Below are 16,256 nucleotides of genomic sequence, written 5' to 3' on the forward strand. Positions count from 1 at the left end.
TTTATTGAACTTGAAGTATCTTATACTTCTTATCAAGTCCGTCTCTGTATAGAGTAGGAGACTTACTTGATTTTCTCTCTCGCTAATAACTGAGAAATAATCACCAGTATTAACGACACCACTAACATCACTGTTGCTAGGGCGTTGACCTCTGGAGATATACCGACTTTAACCATCGAGTAAATCTTCAGTGGCAATATTTCATACGTTGGGCCTGTTACGAAAGAGCTGATGATCACATCGTCCAAAGACAGAGTGAAGCTCAATAACCAACCCGCAGCAACCGCTGGCTTAGCAAGAGGTAGAATGATCTGCTTTAGAATCGTCCATTCACTTGCCCCTAAATCTTTTGCGGCTTCTAGCATCTTCACATCAAAGCCATTCAGACGACTGTAAACCGTGACAACAACGAACGGCAGACAGAAAGTAATGTGCGCTGCAAGTAGGGTAAAGAACCCAAGTTGCACACCCATTACCAAGAATAGCGCAAGAAGCGAAATCGCCATTACGATATCTGGTGACATCATCACGATGAACAACATGCCATTGACGATGCCTTTACCTTTAAATTGGTAACGGAATAGGGCAACAGCAGTCAGGCTTCCGACAATCGTTGCGGCAGTTGCAGAGAACACCGCTACGTTGATCGAGTGCCACGCAGCCTGCATTAGGCTGTCGTTGTTAATCAGTGCGTCATACCATTTAGTAGTGAAGCCACCCCATTTCATACCAAACTTGTTGGCATTAAATGAGTTCGCAATCAATACGATAATAGGTAGGTATAAAAAAGCGTATACCAGCGCCATAAAGCTGAACTTAACTGTACGACTCATTAGTCTAGCTCCACTTTCTTATTCAATAGCTTACCTGCTCGATAGTAGGCATACAGCATCACAGCCATTGCCACGGTCAGTGCAATACTCGTCGCAGCGCCAAACGGCCAGTCCCGAGCGTTGAGTACTTGGCTCTTAATCACGTTACCAATCAGCAGGTTTTTTGCTCCGCCTAATAGGTCAGAGATGTAGAACATACCTAACGCGGGCAATAACACTAATAAACAACCGCCGACAATACCTGGCATAGTCAGTGGTAACACGACTTTCAATAGCGTTTGAAGTTTGTTCGCACCTAAGTCTTTAGCCGCTTCTAAATAAGTATCGTCTAGCTTTTCAATTGCTGAATACAACGGCAAAATCATGAACGGAAGTAGGATATACACTAAACCGATCATTACTGCCGTTTCTGAATACATAATACGAAGTGGTTTATCGATAATGTCTAACGCCAACAAGCCTTTGTTCAACACACCTTGAGTACCCAGAACCACTTTTAATCCATAAGTACGAATCAAAGAGTTTGTCCAGAATGGCACAATCACTAAAAACAACATGATTGGACGCCATTTCGCAGGCATTTTTGCCACGATGTAGGCGAACGGGTAACCAATAATTAAACAAAGTAGGGTTGCGACAATCGCCATATAGAAAGAGTGCATCAGCACTTTAAAATACAGCGGATCAGCCAAACGCAAGTAGTTATCGAGAGTGAAGGTCATCTCGATCAAGTTCGCTTCATCACGAGTTAGAAAGCTAGTACCGATGATCATGATGTTTGGAATCATCACGAACAGCACTAACCAACCTGTGATTAAAGCAACAATCGCGTTTTGTAAATTAAACTTCTTGCTCATCTTCTAACACCACTTCCCAGCTCTCAACCCAAGTTACTGCAACTTTTTGGCCCAGTGAGTGATCAACATCAGGGTCATCTTCGTTGAAGAATTCGCTAACCATGACACGCATACCTGATTCAAGTTCTACGACTGAATCTAATGTCATGCCTTTGTAGGTTCGCTCGACAATGTGACCAACAATACCGCGTTGCTCCGACTCTTTGATTTCTTCGATACGAAGATCTTCAGGGCGAAGTAGTACTTGCAGTTTTTGGCCCGGTGTTACGTCTTTATCGTGATAGATAATGGACTCTTCACCTTCGATTGTCGCAACAATGCGTTTTTCATCTTGACGAGATTTCGCTGTCGCTTCGAATACGTTAATTTCACCAATGAAACGAGCAACAAATAAGTTCTTAGGCTCTTCGTAAATTTCTCTTGGTGTTCCATCTTGTTCAATCACACCATCACGCATAACAATAATACGATCAGACATAGACAATGCTTCTTCTTGGTCATGCGTTACAAAAATGAACGTGATACCAAGTTGGCGTTGCAGTTGTTTAAGCTCGATTTGCATCTGTTTACGTAGTTTGTAATCCAGAGCAGATAGAGATTCATCCAACAAGAGAACTTTAGGCTTATTAACGACAGCACGAGCGATGGCGATACGTTGCTGTTGGCCACCAGATAGCTGGTGTGGCTTTCGTTGTGCCATTTGTTCTAAGCGCACCATTTTCAAAGCATCCATTACACGAGGTTCAATCTCGCTGCTTGGAACTTTCTGCATGCGTAAGCCAAATGCCACATTGTCGAAAACGGTCATATGCGGGAATAGGGCATAGCTTTGGAATACAGTGTTAACATGCCTTTGTTCAGCAGGAACTTGGGTTACGTTCTGTCCAGCTAATAGTATTTCGCCACTATCCGCCGTTTCAAAACCCGCAATCATTCTTAGCACGGTTGTTTTACCACAACCTGATGGGCCTAAAATCGTGAGAAACTCACCATGATTTACGTTTAAATCCAGATTGCCGATGACTTCCTTACCATCGAAACTTTTACTGATGCCAGTTAGCTGTACTACTGGCTTCCCTACTGATTTTTTAGCGTTCAACGTCTGTTTTTCTCCACCTTGGTTCTATTTGAGACCTGTTGCTATACACCTCTAAGGCGCGCATCATAATCACCAAAAACGTGAATTCAAAGCATTTTTTATCTTTCGAAGACAAAAAAATTCGCAGGTAAAAGTAAACATCCTTTACCATACTGTTATTTGTTGGGTTTACACCCTAACAAGTGTCTAATTATTAACCATTAAGACGTAAAAGCAAGCCTTGTTACAGATTCATATTTTAGTTTGCATCCGACATATGGGTATAATGAAGGTAATTTTTTATCAATAAGTTAGGTGGCTTCATTTAGTTGGCGCACCTAGGTATCAATATGAACAACGACATCGAAAAAGATTTTAATTTGGGCGGTAGTATCAACCGTGCACTTTCCGGCGATTATGAGCTCAAAGCAACGGCTGTATTCCAAGAAGCTTGGAAACATACGATAAGTCACTTTCTTTCGTTTTCACCTGCGATTGTTGCGCTAATGTTTGTACAATTGGCTATCTTTTATATCGCATTAAAGCTTCAGCTTGGTGACCCTGCAATTATTTTAGATGCGGTTATCGACCCTGAGGCCTTTACCCCACAGATCGTTGAATCCATTTTTATTGCTAACTTTAGCTATGAAGTAGTCAGTGCACCTATCTATGCCGGTATCTGTTTAATGGCAATGAGCCACGCTGCAGGCCTTCAAACTAAAGTGCGCCACATAGGCAAAGGTTTACAGTTTACGATCCCCGTTATTCTAGTGACTTTGTTCAGCCTAATGCTTCAAGGCATCGCTGGTATGATTCTGCCATTTCTGTCTATCTACTTCTCACTTGCGTTCAGCAACTCAATTCTGCTGATTTGTGATAAAAAAGTTCCACCGATGCAATCGCTGTTACTTTCTCTAAGAGCAGTAAATAAGAAGATCTTCGTAGTCGCGTCTATATACCTAATGGTTATGCTGATGTTCATCGTTGCTGCGATGATGTACGGCATTGGCTTGATCTTCGTTCTTCCATTCTTCTTCCACGTGAAAGGCATCGTTTACCGTGAAATGTTTGGCATCAAGCTGAAGATAATTGCATCAGACCGCCCAATGAGCGATGACGATAGCGATGGCGGTAACAATAACGGCAACAACAGTAGCAATGGTAACAAGAACAAAAACCCGCAGGTCTTCGATGCGTAATAACGACAAAGGCAGCGCGAGTAAATCTCTTGCGCTCAAGGTAACAACACTAGCAATCGTGGGTTCTATCTCACTGATTGGCCCATACCTTTACCAAGAAGAAGAACGCCGACGTACGACAGAACAGAGCTCTACTTCAGCAGACCAATTTGATGACTTGACTGTTGCTTCAAGCGCACCAAACTTTGCGGCTATTCAGGATGTAAACGAGAAAAAATACGCGTTTTTCTCGTTCCTACGCCCAAGCATCAAGATTGAAAACAAACGTATCACCAAAGAGCGTGCGTTTTTAACCAAGATCTCTGAATCAGGTATTACGAATATTGATTCAGAAGACATATCGTATGCGAAAAGGCTAGGGAAGTTATACAGCTTGCCAGTGCCATCTTCAGGATTAGATCAAGCTTGGCTTACGGAAATGCTTAGTCGCGTAAACGTACTGCCAGAGGCGCTTGTATTAACACAGGCTGCCAATGAATCGGCTTGGGGGACATCACGTTTCGCCACCAAAGCAAACAACTATTTCGGACATTGGTGTTACAGCAAAGGTTGTGGCCTTGTTCCGCTACAACGTAACGAAGGCAGCTCGCATGAAGTTGCAACATTTTCTTCAAGCCAAGAATCCGTACACCGTTACTTCATGAACCTTAATCGTAACCGTGCCTATGCAGATTTAAGAGCCATTCGTGCGCAACTGGCAGCAAATGGTAATGATCTGTTAACCAAAGAAACGGCGACCGAATTGACCAATGGCTTGTTAAAATATTCTGAGCGAGGTTCAGACTATGTGACTGATTTACAAGCTATGATCCGTCACAACAAGGTATACTGGGAAAAGTAACTCATTTGGATATCCGTTTGATTGACTTCTTTAGTCAATTTGACACCAAGCAATATCGCAAAAGAGCAGCTCATTGGCTGCTCTTTCTATTTATAAACGCTCAACTTCAACAAGATTATAATAATGAAAAAGACAGCAATCGCTTTATTAGCCACTTTAAGTTTTGGGGTTTCTCTTCCAGCTTCGGCGCAAGAATACATGTTCACGTATTCTAAACTCTATACTCAGCTGAAAAACAACACCAAAGAAGGGCACGATGATGTCAAAGTTGCGGTGTTCTTTGTTGACCAACAAGCACAGAAAACCTGTCACATCAGCAAAGCTTGGATGGAGAAAGAAGAGCACTACGAAGAGCTAAAAGTTTCTCCTGCGAATGAGCTGCTTCTACCTGTAGATCAAAACCTGCGCTCAGCAAATCCTCTTATCTTTGTACAAACCCAAGAGCAAGAGTGTGCATATTCGCTTGTTGTAATGACTCAAGAGCCTTTAGCTGGCGATGTTGAAGTTGCACAGCTAGAAAGCCTGTTACCACAGATGCAGGCAATGCTAGAAGACGTCAGCGGCATGTTCTCTAGCTGGTTCACACCTGATATCCAAGGGTTAACGTTGGAGTTCAATGACAAACTTGAAGGCAACATTGCTCTATCTAACGGTAAACAGATCCCAATTAAAGAAGGCCGTGCTAAATTCACCTTAGAAGAGCTGAATGGAAGTGACAGCATCACTTTACCAGAGCCAACGGTTCGCGTATTACCGTACATTCCCGCGCAATAAGTCTAGCTAGAAGCACTCCCTACGCTTTGAGGAAGTAGTTCTAAGCAGCCTGATCTTTTAGAGAAGGCTGCTTTTCTTTGTCTACTATGCAAACCTCGAATTTGTTAAGACGCGTTTATCTAACCGTTTAGAGAGCTTAAAGCTCAAAAGAAGCGGAATCTTTCCAATACTCAGCTTGTTAATCCTGCCGTTACTATTTCAACATCAAATAAAAATCCGTATAATCCACGCCCTAAAACAGTCCCACTAGCAATCTACAGTCGGTAATACGACGGTGTGAGAGTCGCAATGAACCAAAACGAAAATAAAAAAGAAACACTTGAATTCAACAAGCTTCAGAAACGTCTGAGACGAAATGTTGGAAATGCCATCGTTGACTACAACATGATCGAAGAGAATGACGTAGTAATGGCGTGCATTAGTGGCGGTAAAGATTCATTTGCGATGCTAGATATTTTGCTACGTTTACGTGAAGCTGCACCTATCAAATTCGATGTTGTTGCCGTAAACCTAGACCAAAAACAACCTGGCTTTCCTGAGCACATTCTTCCTGAGTACTTCGAAACTCTGAACATTCCTTACTACATCGTAGATAAAGACACGTACTCCGTAGTTAAAGAGAAAGTGCCAGAGGGTAAAACAACCTGTGGTCTATGTTCTCGTCTTCGTCGTGGTACTTTGTACTCGTTTGCAGAGAAAATTGGGGCGACTAAGATTGCTCTTGGCCACCACCTAGACGATATTGTTGAGACGATGTTCCTGAACATGTTCCACGGTGCACGCTTGAAAGCAATGCCGCCAAAATTGCGTTCTGATGATGGCCGTAACGTTGTTATTCGTCCACTGACTTATTGTCGTGAAACGGACTTAATCCAATACGCAGAGCACCTAGAGTTCCCAATCATTCCTTGTAACCTGTGTGGCTCTCAAGAGAACCTACAGCGCCAGAATATTAAAGCGATGTTGATTGATTGGGATAAGAAAACGCCAGGTCGTGTTGAGAAGATCTTCAAGTCAATTCAGAACGTAAGTCCAAGCCAACTGGCTGACCGAGAACTGTTTGATTTCGTAAACCTTCCACTAGACCGTAGTGAAGATCGCAAGGCCTACGAATTCGAAGAAGCTGAAATTTCCTCTTCAAATATTGATGAGTCAATGTTCATCGACGTGACTAACGTATAATACCAATCGTAGTAAATAACTGTTCATCCTAGCTGGTTAAAACACTCGATAACATCGTTAGAAATTTTGATTGTAGAATAACTACTTATCGAAAATTTCTGCCTTGTTCTCAAGCATTTTTCCTGCGCTATTTATTATCACTTACTTACTGTGATTGGTATAACGAGATATTCGCGATTCTATATTTGGAATGGCGGAAGCTCTAGATAAATAAAAACGCCTCAAGCAGTGCTTGAGGCGTTTTTTTATGATTTTAAATCAGCTATAAGGTATTAACCTATAGACAAATTGGGATCAAGTGGACTTACGTAACCCGACGGTTTAAGGGCGAGTACATCACAGTTAATCTTGTCGATTACATGTTCTGCTGTATTTCCGATAAACACGGCAGACAAGCCCGTACGACCTGTTGTACCAAGAATCACCATAGCAGCATTGTTTTCAGACGCTACACGAGGAATAACATCTTCTGGCAAGCCTTGCTCAACCACGGTTTGTTCTTCACTCATACCGTGTTTCTGGCGCAACGCTTTCATCGCTGTTAAGTGATGACCACGAACCGCGTCAGTATAAGAGGTTGGGTCAAACTCTGGCAGCTCGATTGTGATATTAGCAGGTGTCACCGGGTAGGCGTTTACCAATAGCGGCTCAGCATCTAAACGACCTGTGATCTCAAGTAACCTGTCGACCATCGTGTCATTGAGCTCTAAGTGAGCTTCTGTTTCAGAGCCTACATGAACTGAAGCGTAGATCTTCGCGTGTTCTGGCCAGAAATCATTTTTAACCAATAGTACTGGGCTAGGGCATTTTCTCAATAGGTGCCAGTCGGTAGGAGTAAAGATGACAGACTCTAAGGTATCGTGCTTACGCGTACCTTTGATTAGGATGTCATGCTCGCCACTGTAAACCTCTGCAATGATCGCTTCGTACGGGCGGTTATGCCAAACCACTTGCACGTTAAATTCAATGGAATCATCAAGGTAAGGAGCCGCCACTTTATTCATCCAAATTTCACGTTGATGAATTACGCCTTTACGCATTGCGTCTCTTTCATCTACAGAGAGCATAGATGTCATGTCATACGAGAAATCGTAGATCGATAAAAAGAAAGTGATGTGGCTTGTTGATGTGCTTTTCTTGGCAAGTTGGATAGCACGAACTAGAGCTGGTTGCTCATCGTGATTAATGTCTGCGACAACTAAAATTTTGTTATAGATACTCATAACTAAGCCTACTTTTCAGACCGAACATATAAATAATGTAGCGTAGTTATGGAGAGAATAAGAGAAATATAAGAGGTTTTAAGAGAGAAACATGATGTAGCTCATTATTGAACTACATCATTGATATCTAGACTATTCTTTTGAAACGCCAGCAAGTTCCATCAACGCATCGTGATCTTCGATAGTGATATATTTGCCTTTAACGCTCAAGATGTCTGCTTTTTGGAAGCGACCTAAAAGACGGCTAATTGTTTCAACAGTCAAACCAAGGTAGTTACCAATATCGCCACGAGTCATCGTTAGGCGAAACTCACGTGGGCTGAAGCCACGTTGAGAGAAACGAGTAGAAAGGTTGTAAAGGAATGCAGCAAGACGCTCTTCCGCGTTCTTCTTAGAAAGAAGCAGAATCATTTCTTGGTCACCTTTAATCTCATTACTCATCAGACGCATAATTTGCTGACGCAATTTAGGCATTTTTCCTGATAGGTCGTCGAGAATTTCGTATGGAATTTCACATACCATAGAAGTTTCTAACGCTTGTGCGAAACTAGGGTGCATGTCACCAGTAATCGCATCGAAGCCAACAAGATCGCCCGCTAGATGGAATGCAGTAATCTGCTCATCACCTTGCTCGGTAATAGTGTAGCTCTTGATCGTTCCAGAGCGAATAGCGTATAGAGATTTAAGCTCGTCACCGGCTTTAAATAACTCTTGGCCTTTTTGAATAGGCTTTTTTCTCTCAATGATCTGATCAAGTTGATCGAGTTCAGATTCATTCAAAGTAAACGGAATACAGAGCTGGCTAATACTACAATCCTGGCAATGGATCGCACAACCACCAGACTGAACACGTTTCGTCACAGGCTTTTCAGAAATCATAACAATCTTTCACTATTTGATATACGTCAATATTTTAGCATTCCTTAACCCCAAAGGGTAGTAAAAAAACCGGATTAAATATTCTATCATACGGTATAAATAATAAGCTGTAGCGCCATATAACCGGTATAGAAGCCGTAAATAAGGATTAAAATTGCACCAAACTGACGAAATAAGTCAGCTTGTTGCAGTTTTTTGAGGAAATTTGCACCCATTCCAACCGTGAGCATCGCAGGGAGGGTTCCTAAACCGAAAGCAAGCATGATACCTGCTCCGTTATACCAACTTCCTGATACGGCCGCCCATGTAAGCATAGAATAAACAAGGCCACATGGTAACCACCCCCAAATGAAACCAAATGGTAGAGCGTGACTAGGATGCTTCAATGGTAGAAATGATTTACCGACAGGAGAGATATAGCGCCATAGTTTTTGCCCGACTTTTTCAAAAAACAACAAACCGAACCACCATTTACCAATATACAAACCTAAGACGATCATAAAGCCAGCAGCAAATAATCGCAGCCAACCTAGCAGAGCGTTAAAATCGCTTAGCTGACCTATAGAAGAAATTGCACCGCCAATCACACCGCCAATCACGGCATAGCTTAGCAAGCGTCCTAGGTTATAAAGCAGGGGAATGACAGGGGAAGGTTTACTGTTTCCAATTGAAAGAAGCGACGCAATGCCACCACACATTCCCATGCAGTGACCTGCGCCGATCAACCCAACAACAAAGGCTCCGATCCAATCAGGCGTCATCGTTCTTTTTGTCTAAGTTAGTTTGGCTTTCTACGTTAGCTTTCTCGTTCTTAACAGGTTTACTATCAGAATGATGATGAGCATTAGTGTCTTCATCAAACAGAATGTTGTGGCCTTGACGCTCAAGGTCTTCAAACTGCTCACTCTTAACTGCCCATAGAAAGATACCGACAGCGATGCACACTAGTACGATTGCAATTGGAATAAGTATGTATAAACTTTCCATTATTTACCTTGCTCTTTTAAAAGCCTTAACGAGTTAGACACAACAATAATAGAGCTAGCAGACATGCCAACAACGGCAATGTATGGAGCAACCAAACCCGCTACGGCCAATGGAAGAATAAGTAAGTTATACCCCAACGACCACGCTAAGTTTTCACGGATTATCTTACGCGTTTTAAGCGCTAATGTTCGTGATTTAAGTAATCTATCGAGTTTGTCACCCAATAACACCATATCCGCTGAGGCTTTCGCCACGTCGGTACCGCCGCCCATAGCAACCGAAAGGTGTGCACCTGCAAGAATAGGCGCATCGTTAATACCGTCACCAACCATCATGGTGATGTCACTAGCGTCTCTAGAGTTTAAATAAGCCAGTTTATCTTCCGGCTTCGCGTTAGCAACAATATCAGTAATGCCGATCTCTTCAGCAACAGGCTTTGCATTAATCAAAGAATCGCCAGTGAGCAGGGTCGTTTTGATTCCCGCTTCTTTAAACTTTTTAATAAACTCGATACTTTCTTTACGAATTGGATCTTCATAAGTGAATGTTGCGATATGTCGACCAGACATCGACAAGTAAATACCATTGCTTTCGGACGGCTGGGCTTCACCTAGAATGAACTCACTACTACCAATCGCCACTTCTTGCCCGTTCCACTCGCCAGTAATGCCCGAACCAATCACGTTGTTCACCGACTCGACTTCGATATCATCTGAAGTATGAGTTTTGAACGCTTTCGCAATAGGGTGGTTAGCATGCTGCTCTAGGCTCGCTGCTACTTTTAGACATGTGTCTTTATCAAGTTCTGCGAAGGTTTCGACTTGGCTGATACGAATATCACCCTCGGTCAATGTACCTGTTTTATCTATGATCAAGTGATTCACTTTACACAAGGTTTCAAACACATGGCCTTTGCGCAGCAAGATGCCGAAGTTACCCATACGAGAGGTTGAGCAGGTAATGGCTGTCGGTGTTGCAAGCGATAGAGCACAAGGGCAGGTCGCCACTAATACTGAAAGCATGATCCAGAAAGCATCTTCTGGTCTAGTTTGATGCCAGTAGAACCAAGTACCAAATGAGATAATTAAGATAACTGCGACAAAGTATCGAGCCACCACATCAGCAATTTCAGCGATGCGAGGTTTTGATAACTGCGCTTCATCTTGTAGGCGAACGATATTGGAAATCACTGAATCCGCTTTAGACGTCATCACTTCCAATTCAAACGATTCATCACCATTCAATGTGCCAGCAAAGACCGTATCGCCTTCGTTTTTGACCACATGGATAGATTCGCCAGTCAGCATCGATTCATCAATATGAACTCTACCAGACAGTACTTTGCCATCGGCAGGGATGTGCTCACCGGGTAGAACGCGAATCTGGTCGCCAACTTTTAAGGTTTTTACTGGAACTTGTTCACCGTCTAATGTTGTTGCCATTGCAGGAACCAGCTTAAGCAGGTTACCACTCGCGGCGGCTGCTTTACGACGAGCGCGCATTTCAAGAAAACGACCCAGCAATAGGAAGAAGGTGAACATCGAGATAGATTCAAAGAACACTTCGCCTTTTTCGGTCACCGTCGCTACCAAACTAGCAACGTAGGCAAACAACAGAGCGATCGACACGGGTACATCCATACCCAATGTTCGCCCTTTGATACTACGCCAAGCGTTAATATAGAAAGGTAATGCAGAGTAGAGCAGAACCGGTGTTGCAAAGATTAAGCTCACCCAACGGAAGTAGCTTTTGAATTCGGGCTCTAGGTTACCAAAGACTTCAAGATAAAGCGCCACAGCCAGCATCATGACCTGCATGGTTGCTAGCCCAGCTACACCAAGACGATAAAGGTAGTTCTTCATCGAACGATGATAAGCGGCTTCTTGTTGATCAGCCTCGAATGGTGCAGCTTTGTAGCCCAACCTATGAATCGCGGATAGCAACTCGCTCAGTTTGGCCTGAGTGTTATCCCAACTGAGCAGAGCACGGTTGGTCGTGGTATTAACACGAATACTCACAACGCCAAGCTTTGAAGAAACTTGCTTCTCAATAAGCCAGGCACAAGCCGCACAAGAGACGCCTTCTAGTGACAATGTCACTTCGGAGGTGTTTTCAGAGTTTCGAACGAACTCAAGTTGAACATCTTCATTGTCATAATGACTAAGAGCCAGAAGTTGCTCTGGCACCAAGTCGGCTTTTTCAGCCGGAGCAGTACGGTATTGGTAATAAGAGACCAAACCGCTATCTATGATAGTCTGGGCTACGGTTTCGCAACCCGGACAACACATCGGACGAACCGATCCTAAAATTTCTACTTTAAAATCCGTTTCCGCTGGTACATCTTCACCGCAGTGATAACAGGATTCACACATAAGCTTTAGTTCGTTAGTTGAGTAGGAGTATCAATAGGGAAGTTCATGCGACCTTGCACTAACCATTCAGAATCATGCGGAGAAAGCTCAATAAACCATGGTCCTTGCATTTCATGATCCAAAGTCATGGTGTAGTTGCCTTTCGCATCTGCTGTCAGTAGTTGAGTGAAATCGCGGTCAGGCAGCGTTCTGTGAACAAACATTGCGTTAATCGCAGGGAAATGATCAAGTTTACCTTTCTCAAGAGTAATGATAACGGAGTTACCTTTCTCGTTAACTGAAGCTGAAAGGCCGAGTTCCTTTGCAATATTTACTTTTGAAATGTCGACATTAATGCCTTTTCCTTTTTTATAGTAATCCTCAGTCACTAAGTCTACAGAGTTCTGTGTGAACACAATAACCGTCATGATGGTCCAAATAACTACTGTCGCTGGCAACGCGATTAAGAACCACGGCCAAAACTGTTTATACCAAGGCTTTACCATAAAAAAGATCTCAAAAAAGAATAAAAAGAAGGGGTTATAAAATAAAGGAAAGACAGCCTCTTAGAAAGAGGCTGTTATTGAAATGTTACTTATTATCCGAGTTGCTTAAGCTCCACACGTATGATGAAACCAGTTGTACTTTATCCTCGCCTAGAATGTCTTTCCAAGCAGGCATAACGCCAGAGCGTCCGTACATTACTGTTTCCGTCACAGCAGCGCGAGAGTCGCCAAACAACCAGTCGCGGTCGGTCAGGTCAGGTGCACCTACAGCAGGGTTACCCTTACCATCTGTACCGTGACATGCAGCACATACAACAAAGCGTGCTTTACCAGCTTCAGCTTCACGAGCATTCACACTACGTCCAGAAAGGCTAAGCGTGTAGCTAACCACTTCTTTAACGCCTTGCTCACCAAGTGCATCTTTCCAGCCAGGCATTTGGCCAACACGACCATGCATGATTGTTGTCACGATAGCTTGTGGTTCACCACCATATAGCCATGCGTCATCAGTTAGGTTAGGAAAACCTTTTTGACCACGAGCATCAGAGCCGTGACACTGAGAACAGTTTTGCAAGAATAAACGTTGGCCCACTTTAATTGCGTCAGCATCTGATGCAATGTCAGGGACAGAACGTAAACCATTTTCGTCGTGAGCTAGCTTTTTGAATGCTTCACCAAAATAGGTGTTGGCGTCATCAAGCTCTTTCGCGTACTCGTCTAACTGCTTGTTCGCTTGAGCCGCAGCAATTGACGAGCGAGACTCTTCAATACTACGAACTTCTTGGTTTGAACTTGTCCAACCTAGTAGACCTTTAAAATTGCCAAGGCCAGGGTAAAGAGCAAGGTAAACCGCTGCAAACACAATCGTACTGATGAAAAGGTATGTCCACCATTTTGGTAGTGGGTTATTAAGCTCACGAATACCATCGTATTCATGGCCCATATCATGACCTTCTTCTACGCCAGTTCGATCTTTAAAACACCAACGAAGCAAGACAGCACAACCAATTAGGGTACCAATCGTAATCGCACTAACCCAGATACTCCAGAATGTACTCATTACTTTGTCACTCCTTGATTTTTAGAACTTGTTGCCGGCTCGTCGTCTGCAAACACTAGGTTCGCATCTTCGTCGAAACGTGATTTACGATTCTTGCCGTATGCCCACCAAACGATGCCGATGAAGCAAGCAAAAACAGTAACAGTCCAAACACTTTGAAATGTAATAATGTCCATAATTATTCCTTATTTCATTGCGTGGCCAAGCGATTGAAGGTAAGCGATGATTGCATCCATCTCTGTTTTTCCTTCAACATCTTGTTTAGCGTTAGCAATTTGTTCGTCTGTGTAAGGAACACCAAATTGATTACGGAAGAGTTCAAGCTTCTGTTGAGTCAATTTGCCATCAAGTACATTCTCAGCAAGCCATGGGAAACCAGGCATGTTTGATTCAGGAACAAGTTCACGAGGGTCGATAAGGTGAACACGGTGCCACTCATCAGAGTAACGATCACCAACACGCGCTAGATCTGGACCAGTACGCTTAGAACCCCATAAGAATGGGTGTTCCCAAACGCTTTCGCCCGCTACAGAGTAGTGACCGTAACGTTCCGTTTCAGAGCGGAAAGGGCGAATCATTTGGCTGTGACATACGTTACAACCTTCGCGGATATAAATATCACGACCTTCCATTTCCAGAGCAGAGTAAACGCGTAGGTTTTCTACAGGTTCAGTCGTCTGCTTTTGGAAAATAAGAGGGGTAATTTCTACTAAAGCACCAAAACTGATAGCAATAACGATCAAGATCGCCAGTAGGCCAACGTTCTTCTCTACCAACTCATGGCGATTATTTGAATTTGAGCTCATTCTAAATCTCCTTAAGCCGGTTGAGGGATAGCTTTAAGGCTATCTTTAGGTGCAGAAACAGTTTTGTACGTGTTGTATGCCATTAGGAACATACCAGATAGGAAGATAAAACCACCTAAGAAACGTACAAAGTAGAACGGGTAAGATGCTTCTACAGATTCAACGAAGCTGTAAGTTAATGTACCGTCAGAGTTAACTGCACGCCACATCAGACCTTGCATCACACCAGAGATCCACATTGCAACAATGTAGAAAACCGTACCGATCGTTGCTAACCAGAAGTGAACATTGATTAGAGATACAGAGTACATACGCTCTTGACCAAATAGTTTAGGAACTAAGTGGTAAACCGAACCGATTGAAACCATCGCAACCCAACCTAGCGCACCAGAGTGAACGTGACCGATAGTCCAGTCCGTGTAGTGAGATAGTGCGTTAACCGTTTTGATTGCCATCATAGGGCCTTCGAAAGTCGACATGCCGTAGAATGATAGAGAAACGATTAGGAAACGTAGGATAGGGTCGTAACGTAGCTTATGCCACGCACCAGATAGAGTCATAATACCGTTGATCATGCCACCCCAAGATGGAGCAAACAGAACCAAAGACATAACCATACCTAGAGACTGAGTCCAGTCTGGAAGTGCTGTGTAGTGTAGGTGGTGAGGACCAGCCCAAATATACAGAGACACAAGAGCCCAGAAGTGAACAATCGACAAACGGTAAGAGTAAACAGGGCGACCAGCTTGTTTAGGAACGAAGTAATACATCATACCTAGGAAACCAGCTGTCAATAGGAAGCCTACCGCATTGTGTCCGTACCACCATTGCACCATTGCATCGATCGCTCCAGAATAAATCGAGTACGATTTAAACGCAGATACAGGAACAGCCAGGCTGTTAACGATGTGCAACACGGCAACCGTGATGATGAAGGCTCCGAAGAACCAGTTAGCTACATAAATGTGCGATGTCTTACGCTTAATCATGGTTCCGAAGAACACGACCGCATAAGCTACCCACACAAGAGTAATAGCAATATCGATTGGCCATTCAAGTTCTGCGTATTCTTTACCAGAGGTTAAACCTAACGGTAAAGTAATTGCAGCGGACAGGATAATCGCTTGCCAACCCCAAAAGGTAAAGGCTACGAGAGGGCCACCAAAGAGACGCGTCTGACAGGTACGTTGCACAACATAATATGATGTTGCAAACAGCGCACTTGTACCGAACGCAAAAATAACCGCATTAGTATGCAGGGGACGTAAACGACTGTACGTCAGCCACGGCGTATCAAAGTTTAGCTGTGGCCAAACTAATTGAGCGGCAATCAAAACACCAACGCCCATACCGACAATACCCCACAAAATTGTAACGAGGGTAAATTGACGGACGACCGTATAGTTGTAGTTTTGTTCAAGCTGCTTTTCTTGGCTCATTTGCATGCTTCCAATTTCTTATTTACTACACTTTACTTCCAACACGACTCACGTCGTAATGCCACCCAAATTAGAAAAGGAAATTCAGCCTATTCAGAGCTTTATTTCCACTTGCTGATTTTAAAAAAAAGTGGCATTTTCAACGCGACACTATACTTGAATTAACAAATCAATGACAGAGTAGTAACCTTACGCTTGGTCTGGAATTGGATTTTTATTTAAAAACTTTGAACTTTGTAAC

General features: G+C 43.2%; 17 protein-coding genes. 4 read left to right on the plus strand and 13 right to left on the minus strand.

Annotated features, from left to right (window positions below):
• Window positions 1–62: 62 nt before the first annotated feature.
• From potC to potA, 3 genes are read right to left on the minus strand one after another with little or no spacing between them, the layout of a single operon-like run.
• Window positions 63–833: a spermidine/putrescine ABC transporter permease PotC gene (gene potC, locus OCV44_RS07540; RefSeq protein WP_139683901.1), complete on the minus strand. Its 771-nt coding sequence runs from the start codon at window positions 831–833 to the stop codon at window positions 63–65.
• Entirely contained in the window at window positions 833–1,690 is an 858-nt protein-coding gene (gene potB / locus OCV44_RS07545) for a spermidine/putrescine ABC transporter permease PotB (RefSeq protein ID WP_139683900.1), read from the minus strand. The genes potC and potB overlap by 1 nt, the downstream gene beginning before the upstream one ends.
• On the minus strand, window positions 1,674–2,789 hold the full coding sequence (gene potA / locus OCV44_RS07550; protein WP_009846720.1) for a spermidine/putrescine ABC transporter ATP-binding protein PotA: 1,116 nt from the start codon (window positions 2,787–2,789) through the stop codon (window positions 1,674–1,676). Before potA ends, potB begins: the two co-directional genes overlap by 17 nt.
• 329 nt (window positions 2,790–3,118) lie before the next feature.
• Between potA and OCV44_RS07555 the strand changes: the two genes are divergently transcribed.
• The 4 genes from OCV44_RS07555 (at window position 3,119) to ttcA (ending at window position 6,764) form a co-directional block, all read left to right on the plus strand.
• Window positions 3,119–3,967, plus strand: coding sequence for a DUF2189 domain-containing protein (locus OCV44_RS07555; RefSeq protein ID WP_139683899.1), 849 nt, complete (start codon window positions 3,119–3,121; stop codon window positions 3,965–3,967).
• Entirely contained in the window at window positions 3,960–4,808 is an 849-nt protein-coding gene (locus OCV44_RS07560; protein ID WP_139683898.1) for a glucosaminidase domain-containing protein, read from the plus strand. The genes OCV44_RS07555 and OCV44_RS07560 overlap by 8 nt, the downstream gene beginning before the upstream one ends.
• Window positions 4,809–4,931: 123 nt before the next feature.
• Window positions 4,932–5,582 carry a DUF2987 domain-containing protein gene (locus OCV44_RS07565; RefSeq protein ID WP_139683897.1) on the plus strand — a complete coding sequence of 217 codons (651 nt, stop codon included), beginning with the start codon at window positions 4,932–4,934 and terminating at the stop codon, window positions 5,580–5,582.
• Window positions 5,583–5,870: 288 nt separating this feature from the next.
• Window positions 5,871–6,764: a tRNA 2-thiocytidine(32) synthetase TtcA gene (ttcA, locus tag OCV44_RS07570; protein WP_086049447.1), complete on the plus strand. Its 894-nt coding sequence runs from the start codon at window positions 5,871–5,873 to the stop codon at window positions 6,762–6,764.
• Between the two features lie 272 nt (window positions 6,765–7,036).
• On the opposite strand, the gene uspE is transcribed toward ttcA, so the two are convergent.
• From uspE to ccoN, 10 genes are all read right to left on the minus strand, one after another.
• On the minus strand, window positions 7,037–7,987 hold the full coding sequence (uspE, locus tag OCV44_RS07575; RefSeq protein WP_017097864.1) for a universal stress protein UspE: 951 nt from the start codon (window positions 7,985–7,987) through the stop codon (window positions 7,037–7,039).
• 132 nt (window positions 7,988–8,119) lie between these two features.
• Window positions 8,120–8,866, minus strand: a complete 747-nt coding sequence (locus OCV44_RS07580) for an FNR family transcription factor (protein WP_009846714.1) — start codon at window positions 8,864–8,866, stop codon at window positions 8,120–8,122.
• 86 nt (window positions 8,867–8,952) lie between these two features.
• On the minus strand, window positions 8,953–9,627 hold the full coding sequence (locus OCV44_RS07585) for a sulfite exporter TauE/SafE family protein (RefSeq protein ID WP_009846713.1): 675 nt from the start codon (window positions 9,625–9,627) through the stop codon (window positions 8,953–8,955).
• Window positions 9,617–9,853, minus strand: coding sequence for a cbb3-type cytochrome oxidase assembly protein CcoS (ccoS, locus tag OCV44_RS07590; protein WP_139683896.1), 237 nt, complete (start codon window positions 9,851–9,853; stop codon window positions 9,617–9,619). Before ccoS ends, OCV44_RS07585 begins: the two co-directional genes overlap by 11 nt.
• Window positions 9,853–12,225, minus strand: coding sequence for a heavy metal translocating P-type ATPase (locus OCV44_RS07595; protein ID WP_139683895.1), 2,373 nt, complete (start codon window positions 12,223–12,225; stop codon window positions 9,853–9,855). The genes ccoS and OCV44_RS07595 overlap by 1 nt, the downstream gene beginning before the upstream one ends.
• Window positions 12,226–12,230: 5 nt before the next feature.
• Window positions 12,231–12,710 (minus strand): FixH family protein, encoded by a 480-nt coding sequence (locus tag OCV44_RS07600; protein WP_009846710.1) that lies wholly within the window; start codon window positions 12,708–12,710, stop codon window positions 12,231–12,233.
• 85 nt (window positions 12,711–12,795) lie between these two features.
• Window positions 12,796–13,770 carry a cytochrome-c oxidase, cbb3-type subunit III gene (gene ccoP, locus OCV44_RS07605; protein ID WP_086049451.1) on the minus strand — a complete coding sequence of 325 codons (975 nt, stop codon included), beginning with the start codon at window positions 13,768–13,770 and terminating at the stop codon, window positions 12,796–12,798.
• A complete protein-coding gene (locus tag OCV44_RS07610) occupies window positions 13,770–13,946 on the minus strand; it encodes a CcoQ/FixQ family Cbb3-type cytochrome c oxidase assembly chaperone (RefSeq protein WP_009846708.1) in 177 nt (58 codons plus the stop codon). Before OCV44_RS07610 ends, ccoP begins: the two co-directional genes overlap by 1 nt.
• 9 nt (window positions 13,947–13,955) lie before the next feature.
• Window positions 13,956–14,576, minus strand: a complete 621-nt coding sequence (gene ccoO / locus OCV44_RS07615; protein ID WP_004742292.1) for a cytochrome-c oxidase, cbb3-type subunit II — start codon at window positions 14,574–14,576, stop codon at window positions 13,956–13,958.
• An 11-nt stretch (window positions 14,577–14,587) separates the two neighbouring features.
• Window positions 14,588–16,021 carry a cytochrome-c oxidase, cbb3-type subunit I gene (gene ccoN / locus OCV44_RS07620; protein WP_009846707.1) on the minus strand — a complete coding sequence of 478 codons (1,434 nt, stop codon included), beginning with the start codon at window positions 16,019–16,021 and terminating at the stop codon, window positions 14,588–14,590.
• Between the last annotated feature and the right edge of the window lie 235 nt (window positions 16,022–16,256).

The sequence above is a fragment of the Vibrio tasmaniensis genome (assembly GCF_024347635.1).
GTDB classification, from domain to species: Bacteria; Pseudomonadota; Gammaproteobacteria; order Enterobacterales; family Vibrionaceae; genus Vibrio; species Vibrio tasmaniensis.